This is a genomic window from Streptomyces sp. NPDC001709 (assembly GCF_053596375.1).
Map to the genome: position 1 here is coordinate 273,894 of NZ_JBSFGB010000002.1, position 17,545 is coordinate 291,438.

At 68.6% G+C, this 17,545-nt stretch carries 9 protein-coding genes; 6 read left to right on the forward strand and 3 right to left on the reverse strand.

The window, feature by feature from the left end; translation table 11 throughout:
- Nucleotides 1–37: 37 nt before the first annotated feature.
- The gene (locus ACWC0C_RS04125) at nucleotides 38–832 is read left to right on the forward strand and encodes a helix-turn-helix domain-containing protein (protein ID WP_450861424.1); all 795 of its coding nucleotides are present in this window, start codon (nucleotides 38–40) and stop codon (nucleotides 830–832) included.
- Between the two features lie 372 nt (nucleotides 833–1,204).
- On the opposite strand, the gene ACWC0C_RS04130 is transcribed toward ACWC0C_RS04125, so the two are convergent.
- Nucleotides 1,205–2,734 (reverse strand): helix-turn-helix domain-containing protein, encoded by a 1,530-nt coding sequence (locus ACWC0C_RS04130; protein WP_450861425.1) that lies wholly within the window; start codon nucleotides 2,732–2,734, stop codon nucleotides 1,205–1,207.
- Between the two features lie 219 nt (nucleotides 2,735–2,953).
- On the opposite strand from ACWC0C_RS04130, the gene ACWC0C_RS04135 reads away from it, so the two are divergent.
- Together ACWC0C_RS04135 and acnA are read left to right on the forward strand one after the other, a co-directional pair.
- Nucleotides 2,954–3,643 carry a hypothetical protein gene (locus tag ACWC0C_RS04135; RefSeq protein WP_450861426.1) on the forward strand — a complete coding sequence of 230 codons (690 nt, stop codon included), beginning with the start codon at nucleotides 2,954–2,956 and terminating at the stop codon, nucleotides 3,641–3,643.
- Between the two features lie 221 nt (nucleotides 3,644–3,864).
- Entirely contained in the window at nucleotides 3,865–6,582 is a 2,718-nt protein-coding gene (gene acnA / locus ACWC0C_RS04140; protein WP_449194795.1) for an aconitate hydratase AcnA, read from the forward strand.
- A 250-nt stretch (nucleotides 6,583–6,832) separates the two neighbouring features.
- On the opposite strand, the gene ACWC0C_RS04145 is transcribed toward acnA, so the two are convergent.
- Nucleotides 6,833–9,526, reverse strand: a complete 2,694-nt coding sequence (locus ACWC0C_RS04145) for a SpoIIE family protein phosphatase (RefSeq protein WP_450861428.1) — start codon at nucleotides 9,524–9,526, stop codon at nucleotides 6,833–6,835.
- A 303-nt stretch (nucleotides 9,527–9,829) separates the two neighbouring features.
- A complete protein-coding gene (locus ACWC0C_RS04150; RefSeq protein ID WP_450861430.1) occupies nucleotides 9,830–13,636 on the reverse strand; it encodes a GH92 family glycosyl hydrolase in 3,807 nt (1,268 codons plus the stop codon).
- Nucleotides 13,637–13,979: 343 nt separating this feature from the next.
- Between ACWC0C_RS04150 and ngcE the strand changes: the two genes are divergently transcribed.
- From ngcE to ACWC0C_RS04165, 3 genes are all read left to right on the forward strand, one after another.
- Entirely contained in the window at nucleotides 13,980–15,422 is a 1,443-nt protein-coding gene (gene ngcE / locus ACWC0C_RS04155) for an N-acetylglucosamine/diacetylchitobiose ABC transporter substrate-binding protein (RefSeq protein ID WP_450861432.1), read from the forward strand.
- 71 nt (nucleotides 15,423–15,493) lie between these two features.
- Nucleotides 15,494–16,429 carry a carbohydrate ABC transporter permease gene (locus ACWC0C_RS04160; RefSeq protein ID WP_449194791.1) on the forward strand — a complete coding sequence of 312 codons (936 nt, stop codon included), beginning with the start codon at nucleotides 15,494–15,496 and terminating at the stop codon, nucleotides 16,427–16,429.
- A 14-nt stretch (nucleotides 16,430–16,443) separates the two neighbouring features.
- On the forward strand, nucleotides 16,444–17,367 hold the full coding sequence (locus tag ACWC0C_RS04165; RefSeq protein WP_449194790.1) for a carbohydrate ABC transporter permease: 924 nt from the start codon (nucleotides 16,444–16,446) through the stop codon (nucleotides 17,365–17,367).
- Nucleotides 17,368–17,545: the final 178 nt, after the last annotated feature.

Here is a 17,545-nt window from a genome sequence, read left to right on the forward strand (position 1 = left end):
TATTCGATGTCTGATAGTTGTTAGGTGTCTGGGAGTCATGGGATCCGACCTGGGAAACTTCCTCCGCACCCGGCGAGCCGCGCTCACCCCGGGCGACATGGGTCTGGCCGCGGGCCCGGCCAGACGCCGGGTGCGGGGGCTGCGCCGCGAGGAACTGGCCCTGCTGGCGGGCATCAGCGTCGACTACTACGTCCGGCTGGAGCAGGGCCGTACCCGCAATGTGTCGGACGCCGTGATCGACTCGGTCGCCGACGCGCTCCGCCTGGACCCGGACGAACGCTCCTATTTACGGCACCTGGTGCGCCCGCCGCGCCGCAACCCCGAGCGGGCCGCCCCGCAGCGGGTCCGCCCCGGGCTGCGGCGGCTGATGGAGCAGCTGCACGACGCGCCGGCCGTCGTCCTGGGCCGCCGCCTGGACGTCCTGGCCTGGAACGGGGCCGCGGCCGCCGTACTGGACGACTTCGCGGCCCGGCCGGTCGAGGCGCGCAACTTCGCCCGGCTCGTCTTCGCACCGGACCACGACGGTGGCAGCCGCCCCCGCTTCGACGACGCGACGGCCGAGGAGGTGGTCAGCGCGCTGCGGGTGTCGGCGGCACGGCATCCCGGCGACCCGGACCTGGCCGCCCTCGTCGACGAACTCGGCCGGGACAGCGGCCGGTTCCGCCGGCTGTGGTCGAGCGGCACGGTCCGCCGCAGGCCGCACGGGCCGCGCACCGTCCACCATCCCGAGCGCGGGGCGCTCACCATGCGCCTGGAGACGCTGACCCTGCCGGACGACCCCGACCAGACGCTGCTCACCTACACGAACGAGCCTGACACAGAAGATATGTGACGTCTCATCACAGGCTGGCGCTGGACCGAGACGGCAAGGCGTACGTCGGCCAGAGCGACGGCACCACCCTGTACGAGCGGCCGACTCTACGAGGTCGGCCTGGCCGACGGCGCCCAGCGCGTGGTGGCCACCGGCCTCGGCCACCCCTTCCCAACGCGCCGCCCAGGCCCTGGGCGGCATCGGCAAAGTCGTAGCGTAAGCGGCACCGCCGGACGGGTCGTCCCAGGGCCCCGCCCCGGGCGACCCGTCACCGCACCCACCGCGCAATCGGCCAGTGCGCCCAGCAGCGTGGCAACGCGCCGCGCTGATCGGGCTCCCGGAGGCAGAGGCGCCGGCCGGAAACGGCCCGCGGTGCCGCGCGCCCACCGGCGGTCAGATGTCCCGGAAGATCTCGATCTGCGCCCCGATCGAGTTCAGGCGCTCGGCGAGGTCCTCGTAACCCCGGTTGATGACGTACACGTTGCGCAGCACCGACGTGTCCTCGGCCGCCATCATCGCCAGCAGCACGACCACCGCGGGGCGCAGGGCCGGCGGGCACATCATCTCGGCGGCGCGCCAGCGGGTCGGGCCCTCGACCAGTACCCGGTGCGGGTCCAGGAGCTGGAGGCGGCCGCCGAGGCGGTTGAGGTCGGTGAGGTAGATCGCGCGGTTGTCGTAGACCCAGTCGTGGATGAGGGTCTTGCCCTGCGCGACGGCCGCGATCGCCGCGAAGAACGGGACGTTGTCGATGTTCAGGCCCGGGAAGGGCATGGGGTGGATCTTGTCGATGGGCGCCTCCAGCTTGGAGGGGCGGACGGTCAGGTCCACCAGCCGCGTACGGCCGTTGTCCGCGAAGTACTCGGGGCTGCGGTCGTGGTCGAGGCCCATCTCCTCCAGGACCGCCAGCTCGATCTCCAGGAACTCGATGGGGACGCGGCGGACCGTCAGTTCCGACTCCGTGACGACCGCGGCGGCCAGCAGGCTCATCGCCTCGACCGGGTCCTCGGAGGGGGAGTAGTCCACGTCGACGTCGATGTTCGGCACGCCGTGCACGGTCAGCGTGGTGGTGCCGATGCCCTCGACCTTGACGCCCAGGGCCTCCAGGAAGAAGCACAGGTCCTGGACCATGTAGTTGGAGGAGGCGTTGCGGATGACCGTCACGCCGTCGTGCCGGGCGGCGGCCAGCAGCGCGTTCTCGGTCACGGTGTCGCCGCGCTCGGTCAGCACGATCGGCCGGTCCGGGCGGACCGCGCGGTCGACCTGCGCGTGGTACTGGCCCTCGGTGGCCGCGATGTCCAGGCCGAACCGGCGCAGCGCGATCATGTGCGGCTCGATGGTCCGGGTGCCGAGGTCGCAGCCGCCGGCGTAGGGCAGCTTGAAGTGGTCCATGCGGTGCAGCAGCGGGCCGAAGAACATGATGATCGAGCGGGTGCGCACGGCGGCCTCCGCGTCGATCGCCGCCATCTCCAGCTCGGCCGGCGGCACCAGTTCCAGGTCGACGCCGTCGTTGATCCAGCGGGTGCGCACGCCGATGGAGTTGAGCACCTCCAGCAGGCGGTAGACCTCCTCGATCCGCGCGACCCGGCGCAGCACCGTGCGCCCCTTGTTGAGCAGCGAGGCGCACAGCAGGGCGACGCAGGCGTTCTTGCTGGTCTTGACGTCGATGGCACCGGACAGCCGACGGCCGCCGACGACTCGCAGATGCATCGGCCCCGCGTAACCCAGCGACACGATCTCGCTGTCCAGGGCCTCACCGATGCGGGCGATCATCTCAAGGCTGATGTTCTGGTTCCCGCGCTCGATGCGGTTGACCGCGCTCTGGCTGGTGCCGAGCGCCTCCGCGAGCTGCGTCTGTGTCCAGCCCCGGTGCTGCCGGGCGTCACGGATGAGCTTGCCGATGCGTACGAGGTAGTCGTCTGCCATGGGGTTGAGGTTATCTCAGATATGAGATGGGGCTCGTTGGGGGGTCCATTCGGGTGACGGGCGTGACGATCCATCAGTGCCGCCTGGGGCAGCGGCGGCAGGCCACTCGTGGAGATCCGGGCAAATCACCCTAAGTCGCATGACACTCGGTTACCCGGGCAACCCCGGCTCACGCGTGCCCCTCTCTGTCCCTGAAGGGGGATACACGTGGGGATACACATGAGGACCAGGATGCGCCGCCACCTCGTCGCCGGGCTGCTCGTCGGCTGCTGCTCGCTCGTCTCCTGCGGCACGCAGCGCGCGGACGCGGCGCGGGAGGGCTCACCGTCACCGCGGGCGACCGTGGTCGACAAGACATGCGATGTCGAGAGCGCCCCGGAGGACACGAGCGACGATCAGCAGCTCCCGGACACGACGACCGACGACCAGGGGCTCCCCGACACCACGAGCGACGACCAGGAGCTTCCGGACACGACGTCCGACGATCAGGAGCTTCCGGACACGACGTCCGACGATCAGGAGCTTCCGGACACGACGTCCGACGACCAGGGGCTCCCCGACACCACCACCGACGACCAGGGGTCGTCCGCTGGGGGTTCCACGGACGCGCCGGGGGTCGGTCCGCACCGCTGGTTCCCGATGACACGCGAATTCCGCGCGTACCTGACGACGAGTGCGCCGAAGGGGGACGCCGCCGTAGCCGCCCATGTCACAAGGGTCTGTATCCGTACGCCCGACGACAGCGGCCGCACGGAGGCCGATGTGTGGGTCGACTACGGCGTGTGGCAGGACGCCGAGCTGGAACGCGCCGCCAAGGCGTTCGCCCACTGGCGGCAGTCCGTGTACGGCGACCACGGCCACGTCACCGCCCTGGCCCCCGCCAAGATGAACGCCGATCTGGGCTGGTAGCCGCCTGGAACCGGCCCGGAGTGCGCGCCGGGCCGGGTCGGACATGACCATCCAGCCCCCATGTACTAGAGTTATCTCGACATCGAGATATCTGCCGAGGCGCACCGTAGTCGCCGCACCGGGTAAGGGTGACCTAACTTAGCCTTACCTTACTGGATTGGCCAAGTAGGCGTGGCGGCACGATTGACGGTGGTACGCGCACATCAATGAAGGAGACTGTCGTGTCGGCGAACAGCTTCGACGCCCGCAGCACGCTGCAGGTGGGCGACGAGTCGTACGAGATCTTCCGGCTGGACAAGGTGGAGGGCTCGGCCCGCCTGCCGTACAGCCTCAAGGTCCTGCTGGAGAACCTGCTCCGCACGGAGGACGGCGCGAACATCACCGCCGACCACATCCGTGCCCTCGGCAGCTGGGACTCCCAGGCCCAGCCCAGCCAGGAGATCCAGTTCACGCCGGCCCGCGTGATCATGCAGGACTTCACCGGCGTGCCCTGTGTCGTGGACCTCGCGACCATGCGTGAGGCCGTGAAGGAGCTCGGCGGCGACCCCGCCAAGATCAACCCGCTGGCCCCGGCCGAGCTGGTCATCGACCACTCCGTCATCGCCGACAAGTTCGGCACCAACGACGCCTTCAAGCAGAACGTCGAGCTGGAGTACGGCCGCAACAAGGAGCGCTACCAGTTCCTGCGCTGGGGCCAGACCGCCTTCGACGAGTTCAAGGTCGTCCCGCCGGGCACCGGCATCGTCCACCAGGTCAACATCGAGCACCTGGCCCGTGTCGTGATGGTCCGCGACGGCAAGGCCTACCCGGACACCCTGGTCGGCACCGACTCGCACACCACCATGGTCAACGGCCTCGGCGTCCTCGGCTGGGGCGTCGGCGGCATCGAGGCCGAGGCCGCCATGCTCGGCCAGCCGGTCTCCATGCTCATCCCGCGCGTCGTCGGCTTCAAGCTCACCGGCGAGCTGCAGCCCGGCACCACCGCCACCGACCTCGTGCTCACCATCACCGAGATGCTCCGCAAGCACGGTGTGGTCGGCAAGTTCGTCGAGTTCTACGGCGAGGGTGTGGCGGCCACGAGCCTCGCCAACCGCGCCACCATCGGCAACATGTCGCCGGAGTTCGGCTCCACCGCCGCGATCTTCCCGATCGACGACGAGACCCTGAACTACCTGCGCCTGACCGGCCGCTCCGACCAGCAGGTCGCGCTCGTCGAGGCCTACGCCAAGCAGCAGGGCCTCTGGCTGGACCCGAAGGCCGAGCCGGACTTCTCCGAGAAGCTCGAGCTGGACCTGTCCACGGTCGTCCCGTCCATCGCCGGCCCGAAGCGCCCGCAGGACCGCATCGTCCTCGCCAACGCGGCCGAGCAGTTCAAGCTGGACGTCCGCAACTACGTCGACGACGCCGACGAGGCGGGCAAGGAGTCCTTCCCGGCCTCCGACGCCCCGGCCGTCCACCCCAACGGCTTCCCGTCCAACCCGGTTCCGGTCACCGCCCCCGACGGCACGACCTACGAGCTGGACCACGGTGCGGTGACGGTCGCGGCCATCACCTCCTGCACCAACACCTCCAACCCGTACGTCATGATCGGCGCCGCCCTGGTCGCCAAGAAGGCGGTCGAGAAGGGCCTGACCCGCAAGCCGTGGGTCAAGTCCACCCTCGCCCCGGGTTCGAAGGTCGTCACCGACTACTTCGAGAAGTCCGGCCTCACCCCGTACCTGGACAAGCTGGGCTTCAACCTGGTCGGTTACGGCTGCACCACCTGCATCGGCAACTCCGGCCCGCTGCCGGAGGAGGTCTCCAAGGCCGTCAACGACCACGACCTCGCCGTCACCTCGGTCCTCTCCGGCAACCGGAACTTCGAGGGCCGGATCAACCCCGACGTCAAGATGAACTACCTGGCCTCCCCGCCGCTGGTCGTCGCCTACGCCATCGCGGGCTCCATGAAGGTGGACATCACCCGTGACGCCCTGGGCACCGACCAGGACGGCAACCCGGTCTACCTGAAGGACATCTGGCCGACCGAGGCCGAGGTCAACGACGTCGTCGCCAACGCCATCGGCGAGGACATGTTCGCGAAGTCGTACCAGGACGTCTTCGCGGGCGACGCCCAGTGGCAGTCGCTCCCGGTCCCGACCGGCAACACCTTCGAGTGGGACGCCGAGTCCACCTACGTCCGCAAGCCCCCGTACTTCGAGGGCATGGGCATGGAGCCGGCCCCGGTCGAGGACATCGCCGGCGCCCGCGTGCTCGCCAAGCTCGGCGACTCGGTCACCACCGACCACATCTCCCCGGCCGGTGCCATCAAGGCCGACACCCCGGCCGGCCAGTACCTCACCGAGCACGGTGTGGAGCGCCGCGACTTCAACAGCTACGGTTCGCGCCGCGGCAACCACGAGGTCATGATCCGCGGTACGTTCGCCAACATCCGCCTGCGCAACCAGATCGCGCCGGGCACCGAGGGCGGCTACACGCGTGACTTCACGCAGGAGGGCGGCCCGGTCGCCTTCATCTACGACGCCTCGCAGAACTACCAGGCCGCCGGCACCCCGCTGGTCGTCCTGGCCGGCAAGGAGTACGGCTCCGGCTCGTCCCGCGACTGGGCCGCCAAGGGCACCGCGCTGCTCGGCGTCAAGGCCGTCATCGCCGAGTCGTACGAGCGCATCCACCGCTCGAACCTCATCGGCATGGGCGTCCTGCCGCTGCAGTTCCCGGAGGGCGCCTCCGCCCAGTCCCTCGGTCTGAGCGGCGAGGAGACCTTCTCCATCTCCGGCGTCACCGAGCTGAACGACGGCACCACGCCGCGCACGGTCAAGGTCACCACCGACACCGGTGTCGAGTTCGACGCGGTCGTCCGCATCGACACCCCCGGTGAGGCCGACTACTACCGCAACGGCGGCATCATGCAGTACGTGCTGCGCAACCTGATCCGCAAGTAAGCGGCAGAGCGGGCCAGGAGGGCCGCATCCCCGACGCCGGGGATGCGGCCCTCCGCCGTACCCGGCGGCCCCGGCCAGGTCATCGCCCCGGCTCAGGTGGAACACAGCCTTCCCTCAGCGGACCGGTGCAGCATTGCCACATGCCGGCCGCTCGGTAGGTTTGCTTTGCCCCGCCGACCCGCCTGCCCACGACCCCGCACCGGCCTTCCCGGCCGCTCGGCAGCTCCGCCTGACCCCCCGCCGGTCCGGCTCAGTCCGCGAGGAGCGCACCGAGGTCCGGCACCGCCAGCTCGGCCCAGATCACCTTGCCCTGTGGGGTGTACCGGGTGCCCCAGCGTTCGGCCACCTGTGAGACCAGGAACAGGCCCCGTCCGCCCTCGTCGGTCGTCGCCGCGTACCGCAGATGCGGCGAGGTGCTGCTGCCGTCGGCCACCTCGCAGATCAGCGTGCGATCGTGGATCAGCCGCACATGGATCGGCTCGGAGCCGTAGCGGATGGCATTGGTGATCAGCTCGCTCAGCACCAGTTCCATACCGAAGCCGAGCTCGGACAGACCCCACTCCGCCAGCTTCTCGGACACCGCGGCCCGCATACCCGAGACGGCGGCCGGGTCGTCCGGTACGTCCCAGTCGGCGACCCGTTCGGCCGGCAGCGCCCGGGTGCGCGCGATGAGCAGGGCGACGTCGTCCGCGGGACGCTCGGGCAGCAGATCCTCCAGCACCGCCCGGCAGCTCTCCTCCGGCGGCCGGTCGGGGTGACCCGCCAGCGACCGGCGCAGCAGCTCCATCCCCTCGTCCAGATCGCGTGAGCGGTCCTCGACGAGACCGTCCGTGTACAGCGCGAGCTGGCTGCCCTCCGCCAGCTCGAACTCGGCCGACTGGAACGGCATGCCGCCCAGGCCCAGCGGCGGCCCGACCGGCACATCGGGGAAGCTGACACTGCCGTCCGGCTCGACCAGCGCGGGCGCGAGATGCCCGGCCCGCGCCATCACACAGCGGCGCGTCACCGGGTCGTAGATCGCATACACGCAGGTGGCGCCCACGATCTCACCGGCCGTCTCGGGGCAGGCCTCGTCCTGGTCGATGCGGCCGACCAGGTCGTCCAGGTGGCTGAGCAGTTCGTCGGGCGGCAGGTCGAGGGTGGAGAAGTTATGCACCGCGGTCCGCAGCCGGCCCATCGTCGCGGCGGCGTGCAGACCGTGCCCGACCACATCGCCGACGGCCAGCGCCACCCGGCTCCCCGGCAGCGGGATCACGTCGAACCAGTCGCCGCTCACGCCCGACTGGGCGGGCAGATAGCGGTAGGCCACGTCCAGGGCGCTCTGCGCGGGCAGCGCCCTCGGCAGCAGGCTGCGCTGGAGGGTCACGGCCAGGGCGTGCTCGCGGGTGTACCGGCGGGCGTTGTCGATGCTGACCGCGGCGCGGGCCACCAGCTCCTCCGCCAGCGACAGGTCCTCCGTGTCGAAGGGCTCCCGTTTGGAACGCCAGAAGTTGGCCATGCCCAGCACGCTGCCCCGGGCCTGGATGGGGGCGGCGATGAGCGAGTGGATGCCGTAGTCCAGGATCTGCCGGGCGCGCTGCGGATCCTGCGCCGTCCAGTCGTCGACGGCCGACAGATCGGTCACCAGCTCGGAGCGGCCGGCGCGGTAGCCGCGGGCCTGCGGGGTGGACGGCAGGAAGTTGATCAGCCGGCCCTTCTCGTACAGGGGGTGGTCGTCCCGGATGCCGCTGACCGCGACGCGCCGCATGTCCGTCGCCGTGGGAGCCGGTTCCTCGCCGTGCAGCACGGCGTCGGCCACGTCCAGGGTGACGAAGTCGGCGAAGCGGGGTACGGCGACCCGCGCCAGTTCGTCGGCCGTCTGGACCACGTCGAGGCTGCTGCCGATGCCCAGACCCGCGTCGTACAGCAGCTCCAGTCGTTCCCGCGTGACCTCCGCCCGGCCGGAGAGGGCTTCGAGCTCGGTGCAGTCGCGGAGCGTCACCACGGTGCCGCTGGGGCCTCCCGCGCAGTCCGTCGGCCGCTGGTTGACCGCCAGCAGCCGGCCCCCGGCGAAGTGCACCTCGTCGGAGGCGTCACGCCCGGAGACGAGCAGGTCCACCGTCGCGGGATCGAGACCCGACAGCTCCCGCACATAGCGCCCCTCCGCATCGGAGGGCAGCTCCAGCAGCCGGCCGGCCTCGTCGTTGACCAGCACCAGCCGCCCGTCGTCATCGACGATGAGCACGCCCTCACGCACCGAGTGCAGCACGGTGTCGTGGTGCTCGTACATGCGGGTCATCTCGTCCGGCGCCAGGCTGTGCGTCTGCCGCCGTAGCCGCCGGCCCACCAGCGCCGTACCACCGGTCGACACCACCAGCGCTCCGGCCCCGGCGGCCAGGATGATCGGCAGCTGACGGTTGACCTCGCTGGTCACGTTCTTCACCTTGAGCCCGGCGGAGACGAGGGCGATGACCTTGCCGTGGTCGTCGTAGATGGGCACGGTCGCCTGTACCTCGTGGCCGAGCGGACCGTGGACCTCCTCGGTGTAGACCTTCCCGGCCAGTGAGGGGCCGATCTGGCCCACGAACCGGTGCCCGATCTTGCTCGGCAGGGGGTGGGTGTAGCGGATGCCCTTGGTGTTCATGACCACGATGAAGTCGACGCCCGCGGACTTGCGTCCCGCCTCCGTCAGGGGCTGGAGCACCTTGGACGGATCGGGGGTGTGCAGCGCCTGCACCACGCCGGGGGAGTGCGCGAAGGTCTGGGCGACGGCGATGGACCGGCGCCTGGCCTCGGTGCTGGTGTCGTGTTCCGACTGCAGGACGAGAGCGATGACGCCGCAGACCACGAGCAGCACCACCAGTGCCACCTGCAGAAGGAAGACCTGCCCGGCAACACTGCGCGGGCTCCGCCCGGCCTTGAAGCGCCATGAGATTCGCCTGAATCGGGCGAATGCCTCCGACATGCGGCATTTGTAGCACTGGCTATGCCCCGCTGCCTATGGCCGGTCCGACAAGCGGACACATTTTCGTCGCCTCATGAGCCACGTGGGGAAACTCTCGCCCCTCGGGTCACGGTGGCGGCGGGAATTGTGTCCGCCTGTCGCCCGGTGGCTCTGGCGGACCCGGTGGTTTGCGCACCGGGTCCGCGAGCCGGGCGGGTGCTCACCCGGTCGAGCCACGCCAAGTATGTTGACATCGTTGTCGGTTTTCCCGGCGTGTGGCGGCCGCCCCTCGCGAGAGGGACGGCCGCTTGTCCCGGGTGCGCGTCAGGCCAGCAGTTCCACCTCCGCCAGTGTGGACTCGCCGTCCAGGACCAGCCGGTACTTGGTGTACCTGCCCGGCGTGGCGATCGTGAACGCCCGGGTCTGCCGGTCCCAGGCGAACGTCTCACCGGAGCGGTGGTCCAGGGTCTGCCAGGTGCTGCCGTCGGCCGACCCCTGGAGGGTCCAGCCGTTCGGCGCCCTGGTGTGGTCCGCCGACGAGGTCAGCGTGTACTGGACGGGCTTCACCGCTTTGTCCACCGGCAGGTCCACCGAGGTGACCGTGGCGTCCGTCGCCGACGTGTTGTCGAACAGCGGACCGTCCCCCTTCAGCACGTCCGACCGGGGCGCCGGCACCTTGTCGTCCTGGGTGACGGAGACCGCGGCCGCGTCCTTGCCCGTGCCCCACGTCGACGGCTCGGCGCCCATGCGGAACTCCAGCACCCCGCCCTTGGACAGCAGCGAGTGGGGGAGCGAAGTGGAGTTCCAGGCCCGGCCGCCGAACGTCACGCCCTGGATGTAGACGTTCTTCGCGCTGTTCTGCGGGGCCTTCACCACCAGGTCCCGGCCGTTCTCCAGGTGCACGGTGACCTTCTTGAACAGCGGGGAGCCGATGGAGTACTCGCCGCTGCCCATCACCAGCGGGTAGAAGCCGAGCGCGGAGAAGAGGTACCAGCCCGACTGCTCCCCGTTGTCCTCGTCACCGTGGTAGCCCTGCCCGATCTCGCTGCCCGCATAGAGCCGGGAGAGGATCTCGCGGACCGCCGCCTGCGTCTTCCAGGGCTCGGCGGCCGCGTCGTACATGTACGACACATGGTGCGCGACCTGGTTGGACTGCCCGAGCATGCCCATCCGGACGTCCCGTGCCTCGGTCATCTCGTGGATGACGCCGCCGTAGGAACCGACGAAGTCCGGCGAGGCCGTCTCGGGAGTGGAGAAGAACTCGTCCAGCTTCTCGGCGAGGGCTTGCCGGCCGCCGTAGAGGTTGGCCAGGCCCCGGCTGTCCTGCGGGACGCTGAAGGCGTAACCCCAGCCGTTGGTCTCCGTGTAGTCGTACCCCCACACACGCGGGTCGTACCGCGCGGAGTCGACACGCCAGTCGCCCTGGGCGTCACGGCCCTGGAAGAAGCCCCCCGCCTTGGAGTCGAACAGGTTCACATAGTCCCGGGCGCGGTTGAGGAAGTACGCGGACTCGTCCTTGTAGTGCTTCTCGCCCGTCTTCTTGTACAGGGCCTCGCCCATCTTCGCGATGCCGTAGTCGTTGACATATCCCTCCATGGCCCAGGACAGGCCCTCGGAGGTGGCGGTGCTGGTGTAGCCGAGGAACGGCGAGGCGCTCATGCCCTTGCGCCCCACGCCCGACATCGGCGGGACGACGGTCGCGTTCTTCAGGGCCGCGTCGTAGGCCGCCTTCGCATCGAACCGCACGCCCTTGACGTACGCGTCGGCGAACGCCACGTCCGAGGAGGTGCCGGTCATCAGGTCCGCGTAACCGGGGGAGGACCAGCGGGAGGTCCAGCCGCCGTCCTTGTACTGCTGCACGAAACCGTCCACCATCTCGCCCGCCTGAGACGGCGTCAGGAAGGAGTACGCCGGCCACGTCGTCCGATAGGTGTCCCAGAATCCGTTGTTGACGTACACCTTGCCGTCGACGATCTTCGCACCGGTGTGCGTCGGGGTGTCCTGGCTCGGCATGGGGGAGAAGGGCGAGGCGTACTGGTCCTTGTCACCCACCCTCTCGAAGCCCGAGTTCGGGTACAGGTACAGCCGGTACATGCTGGAGTACAGCGTGGTCAGCTGGTCCGGGGTCGCGCCCTCCACCTCGACCTTGCCGAGCAGGTTGTCCCAGGTGCGCTGCGCCCGGTCCTTGACCGTGTCGAAGGAGGTGCCGTCCGGGATCTCCTGGCGCAGGTTGTCCTTCGCCTGGTCGACGCTGATCAGCGAGGTCGCCAGGCGCAGCGTGACGGTGTGGTCGGCGCCCGCGTCGAACCGCAGGTACCCCTTCACCCCGCTCGATCCGCCGTCGGTCACCGCCTTGTCGAACGTGCCGTACACGAACAGCCGGGTCGCACCGGTCGACAGGCCCGACTTCACGTCCGAGTAGCCGGTGACGGTGCCGTTCTCCTTGTCGAGGGTCAGGCCCGCCTGCTCGGTGACGTTGTCGAACAGCACGCTCGCGTCGTCGCCGGGGTAGGTGAAGCGCAGCGCCGCCGCGTGGTCGGTCGGGGTCATCTCCGCCTTGAGACCGTTCTCGAAACGGACCCCGTAGTAATACGGCCGCGCGGTCTCGTTCTCGTGCCGGAACGGCAGCTCGCGCGCCTCGCGGCCGGTGTCCGGAGTGCCGGACGCGGCCGACGGCATCACCTGGAAGGTCTGCCGGTCGCCCATCCACGGGCTCGGCTCATGGCTCGCGCTGAACGCCTGGATGGTCGGCAGGTTGTCGTCGTTGTTCGCACGTGCGTACTCGTACAGCCAGCTCAGCGACGACGCGTTGGTCACCGGCGTCCAGAAGTTGAAACCGTGCGGCAGGGCCGTCGCCGGGAAGTTGTTGCCGCGCGAGAAACTGCCGCTGGAGTTGGTGCCGCGCGTGGTGAGCGCGTAGTCCGACAGATGCGCCTTCGGTTGCTCGGGCGGTACGGGCTTCAGCGCCACGTCGTCGATCCAGCCCCGGAACTTCGCCGGACCGTCGGGGGAGTCGTACGCCACCAGGATCCGGTCGACCGTCTTGCCGGCCGCCACCGAGCCGATCCGCGCGACCACGTTGTTCCACTGGTTGACGTACAGCGACTTCGACGCGCCCTGGCCGCGCGGCGACAGCGGGAATCCACGCTGGTCCAGCGCGCCCAGGTCGCTCAGGTAGGTGCCGTCGGTGAAGGCCAGGTCGAGGGAGACGTTCGTGGCGTCGTAGTCCCGGTCGCCGTCGGCCATCTGCGGGAAGATCCGGTACGACAGCTGGGTGTCGCCGCCGACCTTCACGTTCACGTCGAAGACCTTGTTGTACGAGTAGGCCCGGCCGCCCGCCGTGTGCCGCCCGGCGTAGCGCAGCGCCCTCCGTCCGGTGAACCCGGCCCGTGCCTTGGCCGTCGGCGAGCCGGTCGGGCCCTTGTCGACCAGCGTCAGCATGTCCTGTGGCACCGGGCCGCCCCCGCCGCCGGTGGAGAACTGCACATCGGCCAGCTGCAGGATGTCGGACGCGCCGTCGTTCCTCGTGACCTCCAGCCGGAAGTGCTGGTACTCGGCGGGCTCGGCCAGGTCGTACGACTTGGTCTGGAACCGCTGGGAGAAGGTCTCGCCCGAGCGGCTGTCGACCGTCTTCCAGTCCTTGCCGTCGGTGGAGCCGAGCAGCGTCCAGTCCCGTGGGTCGCGCTCGGCGTAGTCGTTGGCCGAGGTCAGCGCGTACGTCTGAAGCTTGATGGGCCTGTCGAGGTCGAACTCCACCCAGCCGGTGGGCGCGAAGGTCAGCCACTTGGTGCCGGGCTCGCCGTCGACCAGGTTCTCCTTCACCTCGCCGGCGCCCGTGTTCTCGCCGCTCGCCCGGACATCGGTGACATGGTCGGTCACATTGCCCGGAATGCCGGTACTGTAGCCGCCGTCGACACCCGAGGCGCGTTTGTCGCCGTCCGGCCCGGTGTCGACGGTGTTCAGCCAGTCCGGAGCGGGGTCCCCCGTCTCGAACGAGGATGCGAACTCGCGGTCGGCGGCCGGAGTCCTGGCGGGCAGGGCGACCGCCGCGCCCTGTGCGCCGACGGCCATGACAAAGGCGGCCGTGAGGACGGCCGCCGGACCCCATCTGTGCCGAGTTCTCCGCTGCATCTAGTGGATTCCCCTCCTGGCGGCCGCCCTGGACAACGTTGTCACCTTCGGTACGCAGGAACCAGTAGGTGGTCAAGTGGCCGTTGATGTCAAGGGTGTTGGGTGTGGCATTCAGGGGCTGATGGCGCGAATTTTTCGCACAGGGCACCCACCGGGCGCTCATATTTCCGCGAGGTCTCAACTCGGAAAAGACCCATCGCGAACCTTGCATTCGATCTTGCTCCGCTGGCGGGAAGTGGACTATACCTGTCGGCGTTTCCCGCACAACCCTGCACTACCCGACCGCGGTGCCGGGGAGGATCCGGTTCACCGCTTGAGTCCTGGAGAAGGCGAGGACTTCAGCATGGGATCCACTGAGCACCACGGTGGCGAGGGTGTCGGCCGCCGCGATCTGATCAAGCGTTCGGCCGCGCTGGGCTTGGTGGCGGCCCCCGCGATGAGCCTGCTGTCCGCCTGCGCCAGCGGCGGGGACGGCGGCAACTCCGACGAGGGCAACACCAAGGGAAAGACGTCCAAGGACAACCCCTTCGGCGCGAAGAGCGGCAGCAAACTCGACGTCGTCGTCTTCAAGGGCGGATACGGCGACGACTACGCCAAGGCGTGGGAAGCCGACTTCGGCAAGAAGCTCGGCATCACCTCGACCCACACCGGCACCCAGGAGATCACCGGCAAGCTGCAGCCGCGCTTCAACGCCGGTAACCCGCCGGACATCGTGGACGACTCCGGTGCCCAGCAGATCAAGGTCGACGTCCTGTACAAGAACGACTCGCTGCTCGACCTCTCTGAGGTCCTCGACGCGCCGTCGGTCGACGACCCGGGCAAGAAGGTCCGCGACACCCTGATCCCCGGCACCCTCGACCCGGGTGTCCAGGAGGGGAAGGTCGTCGCCCTCAACTACATCTACACGGTGTGGGGGCTGTGGTACTCCGGCAAGCTCTTCAAGGAGAAGGGCTGGACGCCGCCGAAGACCTGGGACGACTTCCTCGGCATCTGCCAGGACGCCAAGAAGCAGGGCATCGGCGGTCTCGCCCACCAGGGCAAGTACCCGTACTACATCAACGTCGCCATCATGGACATGATCGCCAAGAAGGGCGGCATCGACGCCGTCAAGGCGATCGACAACCTGGACCCGAAGGCGTTCGTCGGCTCCGACGCGGCCCAGGCGGGCATCGAGGCGATCTACGAGGTCGTCGAGAAGGGCCTGTTGATGCCCGGCACCAACGGCCTGACCCACACCGAGTCGCAGACCCGCTGGAACCAGTACAAGGCCGCGTTCATCACCTGCGGCTCCTGGCTGGAGAACGAGCAGCTGAAGCAGACGCCGACCGACTTCGACATGAAGTTCCTGCCGATGCCGCTGCTGCCCGGCAGCAAGATGCCGTTCGAGGCGATCCGGGCCGGCTCCGGTGAGCCCTTCATCATCCCGGCGAAGGCGGCGAACCTGCCGGGCGCCAAGGAGTTCATGCGGCGGATGCTGTCGAAGGAGTGGGCGACCCTGTTCGCCAAGGAGGCGAACTCGCTGACGATTCTGCAGGACGGTGTGGATCCGAGTGTGAAGCTGCGGCCCGGTACGCAGTCGACGGTGGAGGCCTCCAAGGCGGCCGGCTCCAACACGTTCCGGTATCTGTACCCCGACTGGTACAGCGAGATGGACACGGCGATTCAGAACGCGTCCAATGAGCTCATGGCGAAGCGGATTCAGCCCAAGGAATGGCTGAAGAGGTGTCAGGCGGCCGTTGACAAGCAGGCGAAGGACCCGGCCAGCAAGAAGAACCACCACGCCTGAGCTCGACCGACCGGATTCGGGGCCGGGAACCGCTAGGATTCCCGGCCCAGAACTTCAGGGGCAGGAACGCCATGCGCAAAGGGCAGTACCGGTTCGTCGCGGGGTTTCTCTTCGTTCCCGTGGCGCTTTATCTGATCTTCGTGATCTGGCCGTACATCCAGACGTTCGGCTATTCACTGACCGACTGGAAGGGGCAGTCGCAGACCTTCGGCTTCGTCGGTCTGGACAATTACAAGGCCCTGTTCCAGGACGATGTCTTCCTGGAGGCCGTCTGGCACAACATCCTGTTCCTGATCTTCATCCCGGTGATCACGATCCTGCTCGCCCTGTTCTTCGCCTTCATGCTGAACGCGGGCGGGCGCAGCAGGGCCGGCGGAGTGCAGGGTGTCGCCGGGTCGAAGTTCTACAAGATCGTCTACTTCTTTCCGCAGGTGCTGTCACTGGCGATCCTCGCCGTGCTGTTCAACGCGGTGTACCGCAGTGACGGCGGCGGTCTGCTCAACGGCGCGCTGATCAAGGTCGGCCTGGTCGACGCCGACAACCCGATCGAATGGCTGAACGAGCCGAACCTGGTGCTGTGGGCACTGATGGTGGCCGTGATCTGGCAGGGCGTCGGCTTCTATCTGGTGCTGTTCTCGGCCGCCATGCAGTCCATCCCGAAGGACATCTACGAGGCCGCGCTGATCGACGGCGCGAGCCGCAACCAGTCCTTCTTCCGCATCACCCTGCCGCTGCTGTGGGACACCGTGCAGACCGCCTGGGTCTATCTGGGCATCGTCGCCATGGACATGTTCGTGCTGGTGTCCTCCATGACCCAGAGCATGGGCGCGTACGGCGGCGGCCCCGACCATCACAGCGATGTGATGGCGACGGTGATGATGCGCAACTTCCTCTACTACGGCAAGAGCGGCTACGCCTGTGCGATGGGCGTGGTCATGCTGCTGCTCACCCTGATCCTGTCCGTGGTCACGCTGCGCGCCACCCGCCGCGAGCGCATCGAGTTCTGAGCGGAGTGACGACGATGACCGCATCCGTCAAGGAGACCACCCCCGTTCCCGCCGAGCGCCCCGCGGCCAAGGCGCCCGTCGGGCCCGGTGACCGGCGCGGCGAGGGCGTGGTCCTGAACGTCTTCTCGCACGGCTTCCTCGCCCTGTGGGCGCTGCTGATCGTGCTGCCGCTGCTGTGGCTGGTGCTCAGCTCCTTCAAGACCGACGCCCAGATCGGCGGCTCCGCCTTCGGCTGGCCGCACGACTGGTCCCTGGACGTGTTCCGGCGGGCCTGGAACAAGGGCATCGGGGACTACTTCCTGAACACCGTGATCGTCCTGGTGTTCTCCGTGCCGCTGACGATGCTCTTCGGCTCGATGGCGGCCTACGTGCTGGCCCGGTACCAGTTCTGGGGCAACCGGCTGCTGTACTACTTCTTCGTCGCCGGCGCCATGTTCCCGGTGTTCCTGGCCCTCGTCCCGCTGTTCTTCATGGTCAAGCGGCTGGACATGCTGAACACCTACCAGGGTCTGATCCTGGTCTACATCGCCTACTCGATGCCGTTCACGGTGTTCTTCATGCACGCCTTCTTCCGGACCCTGCCCACGGCGGTCTTCGAGGCGGCGATCCTGGACGGCGCCTCGCACACCCGGACCTTCTTCCAGGTGATGCTGCCGATGGCCCGGCCCGGCCTGATCAGCGTGGGCATCTTCAACACTTTGGGCCAGTGGAACCAGTTCATCCTGCCCACGGTGCTCATGCAGCCGCAGAGCGGCTCCGACCCCGAGCGCTATGTCCTCACCCAGGGTCTGATCCAGCTGCAACAGCAGCAGGGGTACGCCTCCGACCTGCCCGTTCTGTTCGCGGGTGTGACGATCGCGATGATCCCGATGCTGGTCGTCTACCTGTCCTTCCAGCGCCAGGTGCAGGCGGGTCTGACCTCGGCGACCCTGAAGTAGCGGCACGCTCCGCGTCCGTCCGTGTGCACGCCGTTCCGGGCTCCGGGACGGCGTGCACACATGTGTCCAGGGACCCGGAATGGGTTCAACCTCTTGACGTAAGTCGCCCCGAACGGCTCAGCTTAGAGTTCACTAGTTGGACATACGCGGGGCCTCGCCGAAGCGGCCCCGCGCTCAG